This window comes from Streptomyces sp. NPDC053493 (assembly GCF_044544825.1).
GTDB lineage: Bacteria > Actinomycetota > Actinomycetes > Streptomycetales > Streptomycetaceae > Streptomyces.
The window spans coordinates 426,668-445,371 of sequence record NZ_JBITXS010000001.1 but is presented as its reverse complement, the minus strand read 5'-3'; the positions used below and the strand labels follow the sequence as shown (position 1 = coordinate 445,371).

At 69.4% G+C, this 18,704-nt stretch carries 9 protein-coding genes; 3 read left to right on the top strand and 6 right to left on the bottom strand.

Annotation, left to right across the window (positions count from 1 at the left end):
- Nucleotides 1–32: 32 nt before the first annotated feature.
- The 3 genes from ACIGO8_RS01910 to ACIGO8_RS01900 form a co-directional block, all read right to left on the bottom strand.
- A complete protein-coding gene (locus tag ACIGO8_RS01910; RefSeq protein WP_399722764.1) occupies nt 33–368 on the bottom strand; it encodes a hypothetical protein in 336 nt (111 codons plus the stop codon).
- Between the two features lie 36 nt (nt 369–404).
- Nucleotides 405–1,127 (bottom strand): TetR/AcrR family transcriptional regulator, encoded by a 723-nt coding sequence (locus ACIGO8_RS01905; RefSeq protein ID WP_399722763.1) that lies wholly within the window; start codon nt 1,125–1,127, stop codon nt 405–407.
- A gap of 80 nt (nt 1,128–1,207) precedes the next feature.
- On the bottom strand, nt 1,208–2,143 hold the full coding sequence (locus tag ACIGO8_RS01900) for a diiron oxygenase (protein WP_399722761.1): 936 nt from the start codon (nt 2,141–2,143) through the stop codon (nt 1,208–1,210).
- A 145-nt stretch (nt 2,144–2,288) separates the two neighbouring features.
- Here ACIGO8_RS01900 and ACIGO8_RS01895 point away from each other — a divergent pair, with 145 nt between their 5' ends.
- Nucleotides 2,289–3,401, top strand: coding sequence for a ferritin-like domain-containing protein (locus ACIGO8_RS01895; RefSeq protein WP_399722759.1), 1,113 nt, complete (start codon nt 2,289–2,291; stop codon nt 3,399–3,401).
- A gap of 89 nt (nt 3,402–3,490) precedes the next feature.
- Here the strand turns inward: ACIGO8_RS01895 and ACIGO8_RS01890 are convergent, their stop codons facing one another.
- The gene (locus ACIGO8_RS01890) at nt 3,491–6,607 is read right to left on the bottom strand and encodes a DNRLRE domain-containing protein (protein WP_399722758.1); all 3,117 of its coding nucleotides are present in this window, start codon (nt 6,605–6,607) and stop codon (nt 3,491–3,493) included.
- A 648-nt stretch (nt 6,608–7,255) separates the two neighbouring features.
- Between ACIGO8_RS01890 and ACIGO8_RS01885 the strand changes: the two genes are divergently transcribed.
- Nucleotides 7,256–15,112: a ricin-type beta-trefoil lectin domain protein gene (locus ACIGO8_RS01885; protein WP_399724252.1), complete on the top strand. Its 7,857-nt coding sequence runs from the start codon at nt 7,256–7,258 to the stop codon at nt 15,110–15,112.
- Nucleotides 15,109–15,630, top strand: a complete 522-nt coding sequence (locus tag ACIGO8_RS01880) for a hypothetical protein (protein WP_399722756.1) — start codon at nt 15,109–15,111, stop codon at nt 15,628–15,630. The genes ACIGO8_RS01885 and ACIGO8_RS01880 overlap by 4 nt, the downstream gene beginning before the upstream one ends.
- 126 nt (nt 15,631–15,756) lie before the next feature.
- On the opposite strand, the gene ACIGO8_RS01875 is transcribed toward ACIGO8_RS01880, so the two are convergent.
- Together ACIGO8_RS01875 and ACIGO8_RS01870 are read right to left on the bottom strand one after the other, a co-directional pair.
- Nucleotides 15,757–17,235 (bottom strand): penicillin-binding transpeptidase domain-containing protein, encoded by a 1,479-nt coding sequence (locus tag ACIGO8_RS01875; protein ID WP_399722754.1) that lies wholly within the window; start codon nt 17,233–17,235, stop codon nt 15,757–15,759.
- A 24-nt stretch (nt 17,236–17,259) separates the two neighbouring features.
- Nucleotides 17,260–18,651 (bottom strand): FtsW/RodA/SpoVE family cell cycle protein, encoded by a 1,392-nt coding sequence (locus ACIGO8_RS01870; RefSeq protein ID WP_399722752.1) that lies wholly within the window; start codon nt 18,649–18,651, stop codon nt 17,260–17,262.
- Nucleotides 18,652–18,704 lie beyond the last annotated feature (53 nt).

Sequence of the window (18,704 nt, the reverse complement as noted above, 5' to 3'; positions counted from 1 at the left end):
TGAACGGACGATCGGGCGGGTGTTCCGGTCGCTCACTCCTTCGGAGCAGCCCCCGCCCCGCCCGCCGCCCCGCCGTCCGAGGTCCCGCCGCCGGCCGCCCCGCCGCCCGGCTTGGACCACGGCCACCGGATCTCCCGGCGCTCCCGTCCCTCCGGCGCGTACACGTACACCCAGCCGCGCTGCAGCCCGAGCCGCCTCGTGTAACCGGCCGGCTCGCGACGGTAGGCGTACAGGACCGGCGGGCGCCCGTCGTGCGCCGGGACCGGCACCTCGTACCACTTCGGCGGGTGACCGGTCAGACCCAGCAGGACGGGCAGCGTCCGGCCGTCGAGGGGGCCGCCGCGAAAGGGGGTGTTCTCGCTCTTCACCCCACCAGTGTCCCCTCCGGCGGCCCCGGGTCCCGCTCAGAGCAGGTGCGCGGCCTCGCCGACCACCGGGAGCACGTTCCTGGCCAGCCGGCCGACTGGCCCCGACGCCCGCTCCTGGGCGAGGAGACGGGCCACCACCTCGGCGGTCTCCGCGTCGCCGGCGGCCGTCGCCGCGAGCAGCGCGACCAGATGGTCGACCAGCCAGTCCCGCAGCTCGGCGGCCGGCGGGCGCTTGTCCTCGTCCACCCAGATCAGCGACGCCGCCTCAACCGCGGCGATCCAGGTCCGCACCATCATGCCGAGCCGCGGGCCCGGCCCGGACACGCCCAGGTGGAAGAGGATCTGCTCGGCCGCGGCCCGCCGGACCTCGTCCACGATCGCCGTGGTCCGCGAGGTCTCGGCGACGCTGCCGCCGCGCAGCAGCGCGGCGAACCCGGCGTCGTGCTGGTCCACGAAGGCCAGGTAGCGGTCCAGGACCCGGGTCAGCCGCTCGGTCGGCGGGCCCTCGGGCGGCTCGGCGAAGCAGCGCTCCAGGGCGTCGGCCGAGGAACGCAGGGCCGCCTCGTACAACTGCTGCTTGCCGCCCGGGAAGTAGCGGTAGACGAGCGGGCGCGAGACACCCGCGGCCTCGGCGACGTCGTCGAGCGAGACGTCCTCCGGCGGCCGGTGCGCGAACAGCGACAGGGCCGCGTCGAGCAGCTGCAGCCGCCGCTCCTCGACGCTGAGCCGGCGGTACGCGGGCGAGGCGGCACTGGTCATGCCCCGCAGCCTAGGGGGTCCCTCGCCGATCCTGCCGGGCTCGCGGCGTCTCGCACACGCTCCGACGGTGGTGAGCGGGCTCAGGCCAGCAGGCCCGACGACTTCCAGAGCCTGCGGCCCGCGCCCCGCAGCGCGCCCACGTCGTCCAGGAAGTCCGTGAGGCGTTTCGCGCCGGACTGCATCACCTCACGGCGGTGGGCGCTCGCGCGGACCTGGGCGAGGGCCTCGCGGCGGTCGAGGCCGACGTTCTCGTACACGGCCGGGTTGATGAAGCAGGTGGAGAAGACCCGGGCGGCCTCGCCGCAGCTGAGCCGGGTGAACGCGCGCTCCCAGCGGGGCGCCGTGATCATCTGGCGGCGCAGCTCCTCGCGCGCGTAACGCACATGGCGGGCCTCCTCGACGACATGGATGCGGGTGACGCCGCGGACGAGGGGCTGGACGCGCTCGTCCGGGAAGGTGAGACGCTGCATCCAGTCGAGGATCTCCTCGCCGAGCAGGGTGGCGGCGAAGGAGCCGGGCGTGGTGGAGACGGTCTTCAGGATCCGGCCGAGGTTGTGGTAGATCCGCGGCACCGGGTACTCGGGCGCCCCGCCGCGCCGGATGAGCCGGGCGAACATCATCGAGTGCCGGCACTCGTCGGCGATCTCGGTGAGGGCGTAGCGGACGTGGCTGCCGGTGAGCGGCCGGTCGTAGATGTGCCGGACGAGCAGCTGCATCAGGATGATCTCGAACCAGATCCCGAGGGAGGCGAGCGAGGCGGCCTCGTGCCGGGAGAGGTCGATCCGCTGCTCCTCGGACATCCGCCGCCACAGCGGTGTGTCGTAGAGCGAGACCAGCTCGGGCGGCCAGAACCACTTGCCGTCCTCGAAGGGCGCCGTCCAGTCGAGCTCGGTGTCGGGGTCGAAGGAGTGCTTGAGGGAGGACTCCAGGAGCCGCTCGGCGACCTGCTCGCGGTCGCGCAGCGGGCCCAGGGCGTCGCGCAGGAGGGTGAAGTCGGGCTCGGTGGTACGGGCCATGGCGGTGGCACCTCGCGCGGTGTTGTCGGCTCTTCCGGCTTTATAAGACTCCCCGTCAGTAACGTCGTCAATCCCTCACGCGCGACTTGTTGACCCTGCGTCTACCAACGTGTGAGCCTGCTGAAAACGTCGGAAGGAGCCGTCAGTGTCGACGCACGACCTCTACGCCCAGGCCCCCAAGGAGCCGGTCTGGCAGGTGCCGGCGACCGGTGCTGCCCGCTTCAACTGGGACTACGACGACGGCCGTGACCGTCTCCTCGCCCTGTACCAGAAGGGCAAGGACAAGCAGTGGGACGGCGCCACCCGCATCGACTGGGACCTGGAGGTCGACCCGTACGACCCGCTCGGCACTCCCGACGAGGCCATGTCCCTTCACGGCACCCGCCACTGGGCCAAGATGACCGACAAGGACAAGGGCGACCTGCGCCGGCACTACGCCTCCTGGCAGTTCAGCCAGTTCCTGCACGGCGAGCAGGGCGCGATGATCTGCGCGGCCCGGATCGTGGAGTCCGTGCCCGACCTGGACGCCAAGTTCTACTCGGCCACCCAGACCATGGACGAGGCCCGGCACGCCGAGATCTACGGCCGCTTCCTGCACGAGAAGATCGGGATGCTCTACCCGATCAACGACAACCTCCAGAGCCTGCTCGGCGACACCCTGCGCGACTCCCGCTGGGACATGCCCTACCTCGGCATGCAGGTGCTCATCGAGGGCCTCGCGCTCGCCGCCTTCGGCATGATCCGGGACACCACCGACAAGCCGCTGCCCAAGCAGATACTCGCGTACGTGATGCAGGACGAGGCCCGCCACGTGGCCTTCGGCCGGATGGCGCTGCGCGACTACTACCGGCAGCTCACCGACGCCGAACTGCGCGAGCGCGAGGAGTTCGTCATCGAGGGCTGCTACCTGATGCGCGACCGGCTGCGCGGCGTCGAGGTCCTGGAGAACTTCGGCATCCCGAAGAAGGAGGCGGAGGCGCTCAGCGAGCAGAGCGAGTTCCTGCACCTCTTCCGCAAGCTGCTGTTCAGCCGCATCGTGCCGTGCGTCAAGGACATCGGCCTGTGGGGCGAGCGCCTCCAGAAGGCCTATCTCGACATGGGCGTCTTCGACCTCGGCGACTCCAACCTCGACCTGCTGATGACCCAGGACGAGGAGATCGCCGAGGCCCTGGACCGCGAACGGTTCGCGGCCGAGGAGGCGGAGCGCGTGGCGGAGGTCGCGGAGGCGATCGCGGAGGGCGGCGCGGAGCGCTCGTAACGGAGCTCGGACGTCATGCGGAAAGGGGTGAGCCCCCGGCGCCATGTGCTGGCGCCGGGGGCTCACCCGTACCGAAGGAGGTTTTCGGCTCAGCCGAAGGACTTGATGGTGGACCAGTTCGACGAGAGCACCGTCTTGACGGCGGCACCCGTGTTGGTGGTGGACGGGTAGTACAGCTTGATCGTGCCGTCCGCGCCGTAGCGCACCCACATGTCCGGGATCTTGTCGCCGTTGACGTCGGGGATGCCGATGACCGCGGTGATGTTGGTCGTCGTCCAGTTGGTGCCGTAGGAGGTGTCGACGCCCTCGCGGGAGTTGGCGGCGAGCTTGAGCGAGTTCAGGTCGACGCTGCCCGCGACGGAGCCGGGCTTGCCGTGGCGGATGTAGATGGTGCCGGAGTCGAGGCTGCGCCAGAGCAGGTCGGGCGTGTTGTCGAGGTCGATGTCGGCGATGTTGACGATGTCACGCGGGCCCCAGGCGGTGCCCTCCATGAGGGTGGCGGTCTGGAAGGAGGCTCCGGTGTAGCCGGACAGGATCCAGAACTGGGTGCCGGTGGTGACCGCCACGTCCGGCAGCTTGTCGCCGGTGATGTCGCCGATCGCCTTCATCTCCGACCACGTCGAGGGCGCGGGCGCGTTCGACGGGAGGCGGATCGGGAGGCGGTCGTCGACGTTGAACGTGCCGTAACCGTCGCCCGGGTAGAGGTAGAACGTGCCGTCGGGGTCGACCGCGAACAGGTCGGTGGATCCGTCGCCCGGGTAGACGTCCTGGTAGTGCGAGATCAGCGCGGCCTTCGAGCCGTTCCACCACGGCGCCTTGGGCGCCAGGACCGGCTTGCCGTCGGTTCCGATGGTGTAGGAGCCGGTCATGCCCGCGTACAGCTCACCGCCGGGCGTGCCCGGGTAGGAGAAGAAGTTGCCGTTCGCGTCGATGATCATCAGGTCCGGGACGCCGTCACCGCCGACGTCGCCGGGACCGTCCGCGGTGTCCCGCGGCGGGACGTAGGTCGCGTAGTCGGTGCGGCCACTGACGTTGCCGACCGAGTCGAGCGCGAAGACGTGCATCCAGTTCGGACCGGCGTGCGCGGGCTTGAGACCCGTGAGGGTGTACGAGCCGTTGGTGGCGGTGACGTCGGTGTAGGACGCGCCCTCCCAGCCGTAGCGGAACTTCGCCGCACCCGCGGACGTGAAGGTCATCGAACCGGTCGAGCCGAACTTCACGGTGGCCCAGGTGGCGCCGTCGGAGGTGGCGCGCTTGAACTCCGTGCTGCTGACCGCGGGCGGCGGCGGCGCGGAGCCGTCGATGGTGACGGCGCAGTTGTCCGTGGTGTTCGGCGGGAAGTAGGTGGACGACAGACCGCCGGAGTCCTCGGCGCGCACGGCCCAGTAGTAGGTGGCCTTGTCCACGAGCGAGGTCGCCGGGATCGTCGTCGAGCCCCAGCCGGCGGACAGCGGCACCACGGTGCCGGCCGGGACGGCGTCGCCGGCCTTCCAGAACTTGAAGCGCAGACCGGTGAGGTTGCCGTCGGGGTCGGTGGCCTTGGCCTTCAGGACCAGGTTGGTCTTGCCCATCGTCTGGCCCGTGGCGCTGACGACACAGTCCAGACCGTTGACCTCACCGTCGGTGGGCTCGTTCGGCGGGCGGTTGTAGTCGTACTCCATCACGGCCGACTTGGCCGCGAACTTGCGCCAGGTGTAGGAGTCCGTCTCCGTGGTGGCGCGCAGGCCGAAGGTGATGTTCGACCAGTTGCCGTTCGCGGCCGACTGGGCGGCGCTCTTGACGTCGATGGCCTCGTAGGCGTCGGGGCAGGACGAGGAGTAGCCGTGCGCGAAGGACCACTTCTTCAGCTGCGTCGACCAGGACGGCTGGGCGTTCCAGGTCGTGCCGGAGCCGATCGCACCGGTCAGATAGAACTGGAACTCACGGCCGGAGCAGGACCACGCGTGGTTGTTGAGCACCTTGAACGTGGCGCGGGTGACCGTCGCGTCCTGGATGTTCTGCACGAAGCCGATGCGCCAGAACGACCGGGCGGTGATGCCGGTGTCGCTCTCGTGGCCGACGCGGGCGTCGGACGTGCCGCCGCTGTAGTTGGTGCCGTTGATGTAGTTGGAGGTCGGGTAGTTCTTGACCACCAGGGCCCAGGCGGCGGTGCCGGGAGTCATCGTCGGGTCGACGAAGAGCGGGAACTTCACGTCCTTGCGGGACAGCAGCCCCGTGCCGGCCACGTCGAGCTCGATGCGCGCGGTGCCGGTGCCCTCGCCCGTCAGGGCGACGGGCAGCTGCGCGGCCTTGGTGCCCGGCTCGATGCCGGACAGGCCGGACAGCTTCAGGACGTCCGCCGGGGAGCCGGTGGCGGTGCGCTGCGGGGTGCCCGCCGGCAGCTCGGCGTCGCGTCCGTTCGAGTCCCACGCGAAGGGCGTCGGCAGGGAGGCGACCTCCTTGCCGGCCTTGTCCAGGACCTGGACGCGGCTGTGCTCGGGGTCGTTGTGGAAGGTGGCCGTCGCGGAGCGCAGCCCGTAACCGACCTTGGCGAGGGCCGGGTTCTTGGCGGCCTCGGGCGTCTTGACGATCAGGAGCTGGCCGAAGCCGCCCTCGTCGCGGGCGACCAGCAGCAGGTCGACGCCGGGCAGCACCTCGGAGTAGAGGGCGCGCGGACCGTCGAGCACCGGCTCGGGCAGGGTGCCCGGCCAGCTGAAGTCGATGGTGTGGCCCGGGAACCGGACCTCGGCGAGGAGCGTCTCCCCGGGCTGAGGGGCACGGGCGTACGAACGGTTCGCGCGCGAGGCGTCGGCGCTGCCGCTCGAGAACCGCACCGGTACGGCGGCGTTGGCAGGTGCGACGCCCAGGCCGCGCGGGGCCTTCGCCGAACGCTTCAGGGTGTTGTCGATCGGAGCCCAGTGGCCGGCGGCGTTCTTCGCCCGCTGGGGCAGCGCGTACGTCTGCGTGCGGAGCTGGCCGTCGGGCAGGGCCCAGGTCTGGGACGTGGCCGTGGTGGCCGTGTCGACGAGGACCTTCTTGCGGGTCCGGCGGGCCTCGGCCATCGCGGCGGCCTCGTCCTTCGGACCGGTCGAGGCCTGCTTGGCGTCGACCGGCTTCGAACCGGTCACCGTGGGCGGAGTGGAGTGCTGCCACCAGGGCAAAAGGGCAGCGGTCAGGGCGGCCAGTACGAGGCCGAGGGTCAGCGACAGCCGCGTGCGCGTGCGCACGAATGGGCTGAGATATCGGGGCGGCGCGGTCACGGCGGTCTACTCCCCTGTGGACCAGACGGATTGAGAACAGCACAAACAGCCCCTGACGGCAGGCCGCGGGGCAGAGAGCGGAGACACGATCACACACCCGCCACACACCGTCTACACATGAGAATTTTATGAACCTGTTACTCCATCGGGAAAAGGCCTTGACTGAGCGTCACCAGTGTCCGGTTCAGAAGGTTTTGGCATGGTTGTGAGTCTTCGATGTCCGGATTGGTGCATCTGCCATGAACATCACTACTGGTGATCGTCTGCTCGTAACTAGGGTGTGACTCACTTCACTTCCCTGGTGTGCAACCGAAAACTTCTCGCCTTGCTCTCTGTGCCGTCCATGACAGACAGTGCGGGCACGCACGCGCCTGAACCAGGGGCGTGCCTTTTGGTGTTTCCGCACCTCATTCGTTGTCTGAATTGCCAGGGTGGGAGTCGACGCGCATGCGTGCTTCAGGTCCGCTGTCATGGTTGGGGCGGGGACGCCCAGCCTTGACAGAGTCACAACGACGACGCCGGCGGCGAAGCCGCGCGGCGATCGTCCTGCTGTTGTCCTCGACACTGACGGTGACAAGCCTGGGCGGGCAGGCCTTGGCCATCCCCGGCCCGGGCATGAGCCGCGAGGAGTCGATCTCCGCGGTCGACCTGCCCGACCTGCCGAAGAACACCGAGGCAGCCGGTGACGACACGGCCGACAAGAAGCTGAGCCTGGCCAAGCAGGTTCCGATCGACCCGTACGACCCGAAGAACGCGGTCCCGTGGACGCCCGGAACCGGATCGGCGCCGCTGACGGCCACCACCGCGCCGGGCACCACGGTGCCGGTGTCGAACGGTCTGCCCATCGCCGTCGGTGTGCCCGAGGGCACGGACCCCGCCACCGTCGCGGGCAACTGGACGGTCGACCTCCAGGCTCCCGAGACCTCCCAGGACGCGGGCGTCTCCGGCCTGATCATGAAGATCACGCCGCCCGCCACCGTGGACCCGGCGGCCCAGGTCGCGCTCAGCGTCGACACCACCGGCTTCGCCGACCTCTACGGCCCGCAGGCCGCCGACCGGTTCGGCCTCGTGCTGCTGCCCGACTGCGTCATCGGCGCCATGGGCGTGGGCGACTGCGAGGTCGACACCTCCACGCAGACCATGTCGGGCAAGGACGGCTCGGAGACCGCGGGCACGTTCGAGCGGCTGCGCTCGACCGTGGAGACGGTGGCGGCCAAGGACGCCCCGACCCGCACGAACTCCGCCAAGTCGGCCAAGACCCGCAAGATCGTCACCGGCACCGTCCCGGTGGCGAAGCTGCTGGCCGACGACTCCGACGCCGGCGCCTCGGCGCACAAGGCCTCGTTCAAGACCTCCGGCTCGACCGGCGGCTCCGGCGCGGTCGGCATGATGGACACCGGCGCCTCGGCGTCCGGTGACTTCACCGCCTCCCCGCTGCTGTCCTCCGGCTCCTGGTCGGCGGGCTCCTCCTCGGGCGCGTTCACGTACTCGTACGACGTCCAGGTGCCCGAGACCGCCGGCGGCCTGATGCCGAAGGTGGCCCTCGGCTACTCCTCGCAGTCGGTCGACGGCCGCACCTCGGCGAGCAACAACCAGGCCTCCTGGATCGGCGACGGCTGGGACTACAACGCGGGCTCCATCACCCGTACGTACAACAACTGCCGCCAGGACTCCAAGAAGGCCGGGTCCAACAACGCGACCCACCGCACGCCCGACCTGTGCTGGGGCTCGAACAACGCCACCCTCTCGCTCGGCGGCATGACCACCGAGCTCGTGTGGGACGACGCCAAGAACAAGTGGTTCACCGCCAACGGTGACGGCTCCAAGATCCAGCAGGTCAAGGGCCAGAGCACCGGCAACGGCGCCAAGGACGGCGAGTACTGGATCGTCACCACCAAGGACGGCACCAAGTACCACTTCGGCCTGAACAAGCTGCCGGGCTGGTCCGACAAGAACACGACCGACACCGCGGACGACGACCCGACCACCGACTCGGTCCTCACCGTCCCCGTCTACGGCAACCACCCGGGCGAGGACTGCTACAAGGGCCCGACGGTCGACGACTGGAAGCAGTCCTACTGCAACCAGGGCTGGCGCTGGGGCCTCGACTACGTCGAGGACGTCCACGGCAACGCCATGTCGTTCTGGTGGAAGAAGGACCAGAACTACTACGCCCGGAACCTGTACTTCAAGGGCCCGGTCGTCTACGACCGCGACGGCTGGCTGGACCACATCTACTACGGCCAGCGCAAGGACAACATCTTCAGCGCGACGGCCCCGGCCCGCGTCGGCTTCACCGTCGCCGAGCGCTGCCTGGACGCGGTCAAGTGCACCGAGACCAACTTCACGTCCAAGGACCCCGGCAACTACAGCATCTGGTACGACACTCCCGCCGACCTGCGCTGCGCCAAGGGCAAGATGTGCTGGAACGCGGGCCCGTCCTTCTGGTCCCGCAAGCGCCTGGACAAGATCACCACCTCGGCCCAGCGCCGTACCGACACCAGCGCCCGGCAGATCGTCGACGAGTACCAGCTGAAGCAGAGCTTCGCCGAGCAGTACCGCGGCACCCCGAACGCGAACACCGCCCTGTGGCTGGAGTCCGTCCAGCGCACCGGCTACGCCCGCAACGGCTCCACGGACGCGAGCGTGACGCTCAACCCCGTCCGCTTCGAGCCCAACCTCGAGGACATGCCGAACCGCGTCATGCTGCGCAGGACGGCGGACGACCCGAACGGCACGGCCAAGAAGGGTGACCCGATCGACTCGATCCCCGGGTTCTCCAGGCTGCGCATCGGCCGGGTCATCAACGAGTACGGCGGCGAGACCTACGTCACGTACAGCATCCCGAAGTGGGGCGACACCGCCGACGACTGCGCCACCGGCCTGAACCTGCCCGGCAAGACGCAGACGGCCGCGCTCAAGGCCAACAACCGGCTGTGCTACCCGATGTACTGGAACCCGGACCCCGAGGTCGAGGACATCGCCTGGTTCCACAAGTACGTCGCCACGGAGATCCAGGAATCCCCGAACGTCGACGGTGCCTACGCCACCAAGACGGCGTACAAGTACGACAACCCCGGCTGGAAGCTCGCCGAGGCCGAGTTCACCAAGAAGTCCACGCGCACCTACTCGCAGTTCGCGGGCTTCGAGCAGACCACGGTCATCACCGGTGCCGACAGCCCGGAGATCGGCAGCAAGCAGTCCAAGGCCGTGACCCGGTTCTTCCGCGGCATGGGCGACACCGTGCCGGTGAAGGACGTCCACGGCAACGTGATCAAGGCGTCGGACGGTTCGACGGTCTACGACCGCGAGCCCTTCGCCGGCCGCATATCCGAGGAACTGACGTACACCAACGCCGGTGACCTGGACACCAACTGGCTGAGCCGCAGCGTCACGATCCCCGAGGCCACGGAGCTCGCCAGCCGCGACCGCGGCGACGGCCTGACCCCGCTCAAGGCCTGGCGCGTCACGGAGCCCGAGGAGATCGCGTACACCAAGTCGTCGGGCACCAACCCGGACGACCCGCGCACGGTGCGCGAGGTCCGGACGAAGACGACGTACGAGCCGACGTACGGGCTGCCGACTCTGGTCGAGTCGCTGGGCGACGTCGGCAAGAGCGGTGACGAGTCCTGCACGAAGTCCGAGTACCTGAACGAGACGACCAAGAACCTCATCGGTCTCTCGAAGCAGGTGCTGTCGTCCTCGACCACCTGCGCGAACGCCAACTGGGCGGACACGTCGACGCTGAGCGGTGGTGCTCGTACCGCCTATGACGGAACCGCTTACGGTACGGCGCTTGCCGGCACCACTCGCGGTCTGGCCACCGAGTCGTGGTCGCTGAAGGGCGACGGCTCCGGCTTCCAGTCCAACGGCACCACCACCTTCGACGCGATGGGCCGCGCGATCCGGGGAACCGACCCGGACGGCAAGTCCTCCACGATCTCCTTCGACCCGCCCACCGGGCAGGTCTTCAAGGTCACGCAGACCAACGCCCTGGGCCATACGCAGGTCCAGGAACTGGAGCCGGGCCGCGCGGTCACCCTCAAGACGACCGACGCCAACAACCTGGTCAGCGAGGCCGTGTACGACCCGCTGGGCCGACTGGCCGAGGCGTGGGCCCCTGGCCGCACCCCTGGCAGCGGCGTCCCGGACTTCCGGGCGGTCTACACCGTCCCCAAGGAGGAGACCGACCCCGAAGACGAGAACATCAAGATCCGCAAGCCTCCGTACGTCACCACCTATTCGCGTGGCTACGAGGACCGGATCGAGACCTCCGTGACGCTGTACGACGGCCTCGGACGTGAGCGGCAGTCGATGGAGGAGGCGGACAACAACGCCGGCTGGATGGTCACCGACACGCTGTACAACAGCTCCGGTGAGGTCTGGCAGACGAACAACGCCTACCTGACCCGGGAGGCCACTCCGGGCGAGCTGTTCACGCCGCTGGCCGACACGGCCATCCCGAACATCACGCGCTACACGTACGACGGTCTGGGCCGCGTGGTCCAGGAGACCCCGTACATGAAGTACGTGGACCCGACCACCCAGGAGGCTTCCTCCAGGGCGTACCCGGAGCGGGCCGTCCGCTACGAGTACGGCGAGGACTGGTCGAAGGTCATCCAGCCGCAGGGTGACTCGTCCTACCGCGTCTGGACCGACGCGCTGGGCCGTACCATCCGCACGGACACCTTCAACCCGGCGGCGCCCGGCGGCTTCACGTCGACGCGCTACGAGTTCGACACGCACGGCCAGCCCGTCAAGGCGACCTCGTCGGCCGACCCGACCCACCCGTGGACGTGGACGTACGACCACACCGGACGGATCGAGACGGCGACCGACCCCGACTCCGGTACGAACCGTACGGAGTACGACGCGCGTGGCCGGGTCCTCACGACCACCAACGCCCGCGGCGTCAAGGTCTGGAACGGCTACGACGAGCTGTCGCGTCCGACCCAGCAGCGTGAGGACAGCGCCGCCGGCAAGCTCCTGGCCGAGTTCACCTACGACACCGCTCCGGGCGGCAAGGGCATGCCCGCCTCCGCCACCCGCTACACGGACGGCCTGGCGTACACGCAGAAGGTCAACGGCTACACCAAGGAGTACCAGCCGACCTCGACCACCCTGTCCCTGCCGCAGTCCCTCGCCGACACGTGGGGTCTCGCCAAGGACTACACGTACGACTACTCGTACTCCGACAACGGCATGCTGAACGAGACCACCCTTCCTGCGGTGGGCAAGTTCGCCAGCGAGAAGCTGATCGTCCGCTACAACAAGGACGGCAAGCCGCTCTCGATCTCCGGCAAGGACTGGTACGGCTCCGAGACCGTCTACTCGCCCACCGGCCAGGTTCTCCGTTCCACCCTCGGCTCGCAGCCGTACCGGGTGTGGACGCAGAACTCGTTCGACGAGGGCAGCGGCGAGCTCAAGGAACAGGCGGTCTACCGCGAGAAGAACGACGCCAGCCTGGTCGGTGGCAACCTGGTGTCGAACCGGGCCTACACCTACGACCCGGCCGGCAACGTCACCTCGATCCAGGAGAAGTCCGTCGGGATCGCGGAGCGCCAGTGCTTCGTCTACGACCCGCTGGGTCAGCTGAGCAAGGCGTGGACCGACAAGAACCAGGACTCCTGCTCCGCCGCTCCGAAGAACGCCGACGGCACGCTCAACGTCGCCTCCGGCGCGGACGGCTCCGGCTACTGGCAGGAGTACGAGTACGACCTCCTCGGCAACCGCACCAAGCTCTCCGAGAAGGACCTGTCCGGCAACACCGCCAAGGACGCCGTCAGCACCTACGCGTACGGCAAGGCCGACGGCAGCCAGCCCCATTCGCTGACCAAGGTGACCAAGAAGTACACCACCCCTGCGGGTGCACAGGTCACGGCCGAGGCCACGCGTCTGTACGAGCTGACCGGTGACACGAAGTCGATCACTTCGGTCCAGAACGGTGACAAGCAGGACCTGACCTGGACCTACGACGGCCGGGTCGACCGGATCACCGGTCAGGGAGCCGGCGGCAAGACCCCGTACGTGGGTCTCGGCCAGAAGTGTCTCGACCTCAAGTCGGGTCTCGCGGCCGCGGGTCAGCCGCTCCAGCTGTACGGGTGCAACGCCACCGTCGCGCAGAACTGGCACTTCGACCCGGTCCCGGGGCAGGCGAGCGCCGACCTCGGCACGCTCGAGGTCTACGACACCTGGTGCGTCCAGCCGGCGGCCAACACCGCGGGCTCCGCGATCCAGCTGCAGAAGTGCAACGGCTCCGCCGCGCAGCAGCTGAAGCGCAACGCCTCCGGCCAGCTGATCCATCCGGCCTCCGGCAACCTGTGCCTCGCGGTGCAGGGCGCGGCCAACGTCAACGGCACGGCCATCGTGCTGGCCACCTGTGACGCGGCTCAGGCCGCCCAGCAGTGGCTGCCGCAGAACGACACCCGTTACATCTACGGCCCGAGCGGCGACGCCCTGCTGACCATCCAGGGCAAGCAGGCCACGCTGAACCTGGGCGAAGCGCAGGTCACCGTCCAGCAGGGCGGCGTCCTGATCCGCACCGAGCGCACGTACACGGTCCCTGGCGGCGGTGTGCTCCGCTATGCCAACGGCACCAGCTCGGACGCGCTCACCGCGCTCGCCATGGACCACCAGGGCAGCGTGTACTCGGAGGTCGGGCTCTACTCCGGCATGCCGGTGCGGGTGCGCAAGCAGGATCCGTTCGGCAACCAGCGTGCTGCTGACACGGCAGGTCAGAACATCCAGACGCACAAGGGCTTCCTGGGCAAGACGCGGGATGACTCCTCCGGCTTCCAGCCGCTGGGTGAGCGTCTGTACGACCCGGTGGTCGGACGCTTCCTGTCCGTCGACCCGGTCCTTGACCTGAACGACCCGCTGCAGTCCAACGGTTACGCCTACGCGCAGAACAACCCGGTCACCTATTCCGACCCGACCGGTGAGTCGATCGCTCTGACCGCTTCGGAGCGGGCCGCGGCCCTCGCCGGCGCGGGTCTGTCGGCCGCCCAGGTCGCGCAGGCGCAGGCGATGCAGGGCAAGTCCCTCACCTCGGTCATCCTGGCCGTCGCGTGGGAGACGCTGAAGGACTTCATCGGCATCAACGACGCCATCGCCTGCTTCGGCGGCGACATGTGGTCCTGCGTCAGCATCGTGGTCGACGCCATTCCGTGGTCGAAGCTCGGCAAGATCCCGGCCGTCATCAAGGCGGTCAACCGGACGATCGACGCGATCAAGGCGTTCAAGGCGGCCAAGCGAGCTGCGGAAGCCGTCCTGAAGGCGGCCAAGGCCGCCGAGGAAGCCGCACTACGGGCCAAGAAGGCCGCCATCGAGAGGGCCAAGAAGGAGGCCGCACAAAGAGCGAAGAAGAAGGCCGCCGAAGCAGCCAAGAGACGAGCCGACGCAGCTGCCGCCGCAAAGCGGAAGACGGGTAACCCCACCCAGAAGAAGGCTCAGGCCAAGGCGGCGCCCAAGGCCTCGTCCCACCCCGCACCCAAGAAGGGCGCGGCAAGCAAGAGCTCCGGCGGCGGAGGCAGCGGCAAGTCCGGCGGTGCCTCCCGCAGCAAGGGCGGTTCGAGCGGCAGTGGCGGCTCCGGCAAGGCCGAAGCCAGCGAAGGCGAGACCTGCAACAGCTTCGTGCCCGGCACGAAGGTGCTGATGGCTGACGGCTCCACCAAGGCCATCGACAAGGTCAAGGCCGGCGACAAGGTCGTCGCCACCGACCCGAAGACCGGGGAGACCCGCGTCGAGACGGTCACCGCCGAGATCAAGGGCCAGGGCCTCAAGCACCTGGTCAAGATCACGCTCGATGTCGACGGCAAGGCGGGCGCGAAGACGGCCCAGATCACCGCGACCGACGGGCACCCGATCTGGGTTCCCGAACTCCGCGACTGGATCAAGGCCACCGACCTGAAGCCGGGACAGTGGCTCCAGACGAGTAGTGGTACGCGTGTTCAGGTCACGGCGATCCAGCGTTGGACGGCGGTCCAGAAGACCGTCCACAACCTGACCGTCTCCGACATCCACACGTACTACGTCGTCGCGGGCGCAACGCCGGTCCTCGTCCACAACTGCAACGTCACGGTCTACCGGGCGCAGCGCGCCGGTGGCTTCAGCGAGCGGGTGCACATCGACGACGACGGAAACGTCACGATGAGCGGTGACACGATGATCCACTTCAATTTCAGTGGAGACATCACGCACACCGAGGCGTTCCGCGGTGCCACGAGCCAGATCGTCGCCTTCGACATTCCGAGGTCGTTCCTGGAAGAGATCCGCGCAGCGGCCATCGACCAGCGTCGCCCCCGGGGTATGAGCCGGCGCGAGTGGAACATTCGCTTCTCGGGCAGGCCGCAGATCGATGACCCGGACGTGGCGGACGACCTCTACGGCATTCCGGCACACATGTTCGGCGGGGAGAACTTCTCCGCGTTGGTCAACGCGATCGTCCCAGGATCCGGAAGAGTGGTCCGGTGACGTCATCACGTGAACTCGCCATGATCGACCGCCGTCCCGCCGCATCCCCGGACGGGCTGCTCTCGGTGTTCTACATCGAGGTGGAGAGCTGGCGGGAGGCGGAGGCCTTCGGACAGCGCCTGCGGGAGTTGGCCAGGGCCGGCGTCAAGGCGAGCCTGGAGGCCGACTTCGAGGCCGAGACGGTCTCGGAGGCGGACGTACCCGCTTGGGCTGCTGACGCTTGGGCGAAGGCGGCTCCGAGGTACGCGGCGCATCGGGGTGACGAGGAGTGGACGGTTCAGGACCTCCTCTACGCCTTCCAGCCGGGTCAGCGGAACTGGACCTGGTGGGATGTGACCCTGGCCTTCGGGAACATCGTGTGCCTGTGGGTCGATTCGCAGGAGGAAGCGGTCTACGGCTGCGAGGAGCTGCGGTGGATGGCCTACGCAGCAGGCGCGCGGTCATTGGTCGGGCCGCTGCTGCGGGAGGCGGGTGAATGGGAGAGGTCGACGAGTCTCGGCAGCGGGATCTCGACCTGATTCCGGCACTCTCTTCCTGAGCTAGCCGCTCCGTCACACCTACAGAGGCCCCACCGGATGTACTTCCGGTGGGGCCTCTTCGGCGTTCCTACGGCCGCGCAGTCGGCAAGTCGGCGGACGGCGTAGTCACCGCCCCCGCGCCTCCGCCTCAAGGCGCAGCGCCTCCTCCATCACCGCGCGGGCGATCGGGGCCGCGTTGCCGCCGCCGCTGATGTCGGTGCGGTTGGCCTCGGCGTCCTCCACCACGACCGCGACGGCGACGGCCGGCTGGGCGGAGTCCGGGGCCTGGGCCCAGGCGATGAACCAGGCGTAGGGGGTGCCCGTGTTGCCCAGGCCGTGCTGGGCGGTACCGGTCTTGCCGCCGACCCGGGCGCCCGGGATGGCGGCGTTCGTGCCGGTGCCCTCGGTGACCGCGCGGACCATGAGGTCCTGGAGGCGGACCGCGGTGGAGGGGGTCATCGCCCGGCGGTAGGTGTGGCGGGCCGGGGAGTCGACCAGGGTGCCGCCCGCGGTGGTGGTGCGTTCCACCAGGTGGGGCCGGGCGATCTCGCCGTTGTTGGCGACCGCTGCGGCCACCATCGCCATCTGCAGCGGCGTGGCGGCCGTGTCGAACTGGCCGATCGAGGACAGTGCCAGCTGGTCCGGGCTCATGTCGGTGTCGAAGTTCGACTTCGCCACCCAGGACGGGACCCGCAGCCCGCTGTCGTTGAAACCGAAGCTCTCCACGGCCTCCACCATCCCCGCGAGGCCCACCTTCACGCCGAGCCCGGCCATCACCGTGTTGCAGGACCACTGGATCGCGTACGCCAGCGAGGCGTCGGCGCAGCCGGTGGCCTCGTTGGGGAGGACCTGGCGGGTGCCGGGCAGGACGAAGGGGTCCGGGATACCGGTCGGGGCGTCGGGGTCGGTGACCACGCCCGCGTCCAGGGCGGCCGCCGCCGTCACGATCTTGAAGGTGGAGCCGGGCGGATAGGTCTGCCGGATCGCCCGGGCCAGCATCGGCTGGTTCGGTGAGGCGTTGAGGCGGCGCCAGGCCTCGGTCACCTCGGGGCCCGTACCGGACAGGACTCCCGGGTCGTACGAGGGCGAGGAGACCAGCGCGAGGATCCGGCCGCTCGACGGCTCGATCGCCGCGACCGCGCCCCGCCTGCCGGCGAGGCCCCGGAACGCCGCCTCCTGCATCCGGGCCCGGACCGTCGTCACCACGTCGCCGCCGGCCTGCCGGCCCCGGCTGATGTCGTTCCACAGCGGCAGCGGCGCGAGCATCGGGTCGGTGCCGGACAGCAGGTCGTCCTCGGCTCCCTCCAGCAGGGTCGTGCCGTACGTCTGGGAGGCGTAGCCGGTCAGCGGCGCGTACAACGGGCCCTGGGTGTAGGTGCGTTCCCAGCGCAGCTGCTGGCCGCTGTCCCGCGAGCCGGTGACCGGGCGGCCGTCCACCACGATCTCGCCGCGCGGCTGGCCCCAGCGGGTGATGGCGATCCGCCGGTTGGCCGGGTTGTCGTCGTACGTGTCGGCCTGGAACAGCATCACGCGGGCCGCGTTGACGAGGAGCGCGACGAGCAGGACGAGGCAGAGCGCGGCGGCCCGCCGGATGTACCGGATCATGCGAGGCCTCTCATGGTGCGTCCCTCACTTCACGTCCTCCGTGATCGGTGCGATGACGCCGGTGTCGGCCGGCTCCGGGCGCGGGGCCCGGGCCGAGTCGGAGACCCGGACGAGCAGGGCCACGATGACCCAGTTGGTGACGACCGAGGAGCCGCCCTGGGCGAGGAACGGCATCGCCATGCCGGTGAGCGGGATCAGGCCCATCACGCCGCCGGCGATGACGAAGACCTGGAGCGCCAGGATCGATGCCAGGCCGATCGCGAGCAGCCGGCCGAACGGGTCGAGCAGAGCGAGGCCGGCCCGGTAGCCGCGGCCGACGAGCAGTGCGTACAGCAGGAAGAGCGCGGTCAGCCCGACCAGGCCCAGCTCCTCGCCGGCGGTGGCGAGGATGAAGTCCGACTTGGCGGCGAAGCCGATGAGGACCGAGTGGCCGAGCCCGAGGCCCGCGCCGAGCATCCCGCCGGCGGCGAACGCGAAGAGGGACTGGGCGAGCTGGCCGGGACCCTCGCCCGCCCGGATGGAGGCGAACGGGTCGAGCCAGTCCTGGACCCGGCTGTGCACGTGCGGTTCGAGGCTGCCGACGAGGAAGGCGCCGGCCGCGGCGAGCAGCAGGCCGACCGCGATCCAGCCGGTGCGGCCGGTCGCCACGTACAGCATGATCACGAACAGGCCGAAGAACAGCAGCGAGGTGCCCAGGTCGCGTTCGAGCACCAGGACGCCGACGCTCAGCACCCAGATCGCCACGATCGGTCCGAGGACCCGGCCGGTGGGGAACTGCAGCCGCCAGACCTTCCGCCCGGTGTAGGCGAGGGCGTTGCGGTTGGCGGCGAGGTACGCGGCGAAGAAGACGGCGAGCAGGATCTTTGCGAACTCGCCGGGCTGGAAGGAGAATCCGCCCAGCCGGATCCAGATCTTGGCGCCGTTCACGGCGGGGAAGAAGATCGGCAGGATCATCAGCCCGAGCGCGGTGGCGACCCACACGTACGCGTAGCGCTGGAGCACCCGGTGGTCGCGGATCAGCAGCACCGCCACGATGAACAGGCCGACGCCGAGCGTCGACCAGACCAGCTGGGTGGGCGCGGCCCGGTCGCCGGGCGTCTCCAGGTCGAGGCGGTAGATGAGGACGAGGCCGAGTCCGTTGAGCAGCACGGCGATCGGCAGCAGCAGCGGGTCGGCGTACGGGGCGCGCAGCCGGACGGCGAGGTGCGCGAGGAGGGCGAGCAGGCCGAGTCCGGCGCCGTAGCGGGCGGCGTCCTGCGGTACGGCGCCGCTGCGGGCGAGGCCGACCTCGGCGTAGCCGCAGACGGAGAGGAGGACGGCGCCGACGAGGAGCGAGAACTCCACACCGCGGCGCTTCGGGACCCGGACCCCGGGCGGGGCGGGGTCCTGCTCGTCGCTGCGCGGTGCGGGCGTCATGGTCCGCAACGTAGCAAGCAGTAAGCCTTATGTCCCTTTTGTGTGACGGTGCG

Coding starts and splice junctions, on each gene's coding strand:
- ACIGO8_RS01875 (WP_399722754.1), bottom strand. CDS start 17,235: ATGATCCGGTACATCCGGCGGGCCGCCGCGCTCTGCCTCGTCCTGCTC.
- ACIGO8_RS01885 (WP_399724252.1), top strand. CDS start 7,256: ATGAGCCGCGAGGAGTCGATCTCCGCGGTCGACCTGCCCGACCTGCCG.
- ACIGO8_RS01905 (WP_399722763.1), bottom strand. CDS start 1,127: ATGACCAGTGCCGCCTCGCCCGCGTACCGCCGGCTCAGCGTCGAGGAG.
- ACIGO8_RS01870 (WP_399722752.1), bottom strand. CDS start 18,651: ATGACGCCCGCACCGCGCAGCGACGAGCAGGACCCCGCCCCGCCCGGG.
- ACIGO8_RS01900 (WP_399722761.1), bottom strand. CDS start 2,143: ATGGCCCGTACCACCGAGCCCGACTTCACCCTCCTGCGCGACGCCCTG.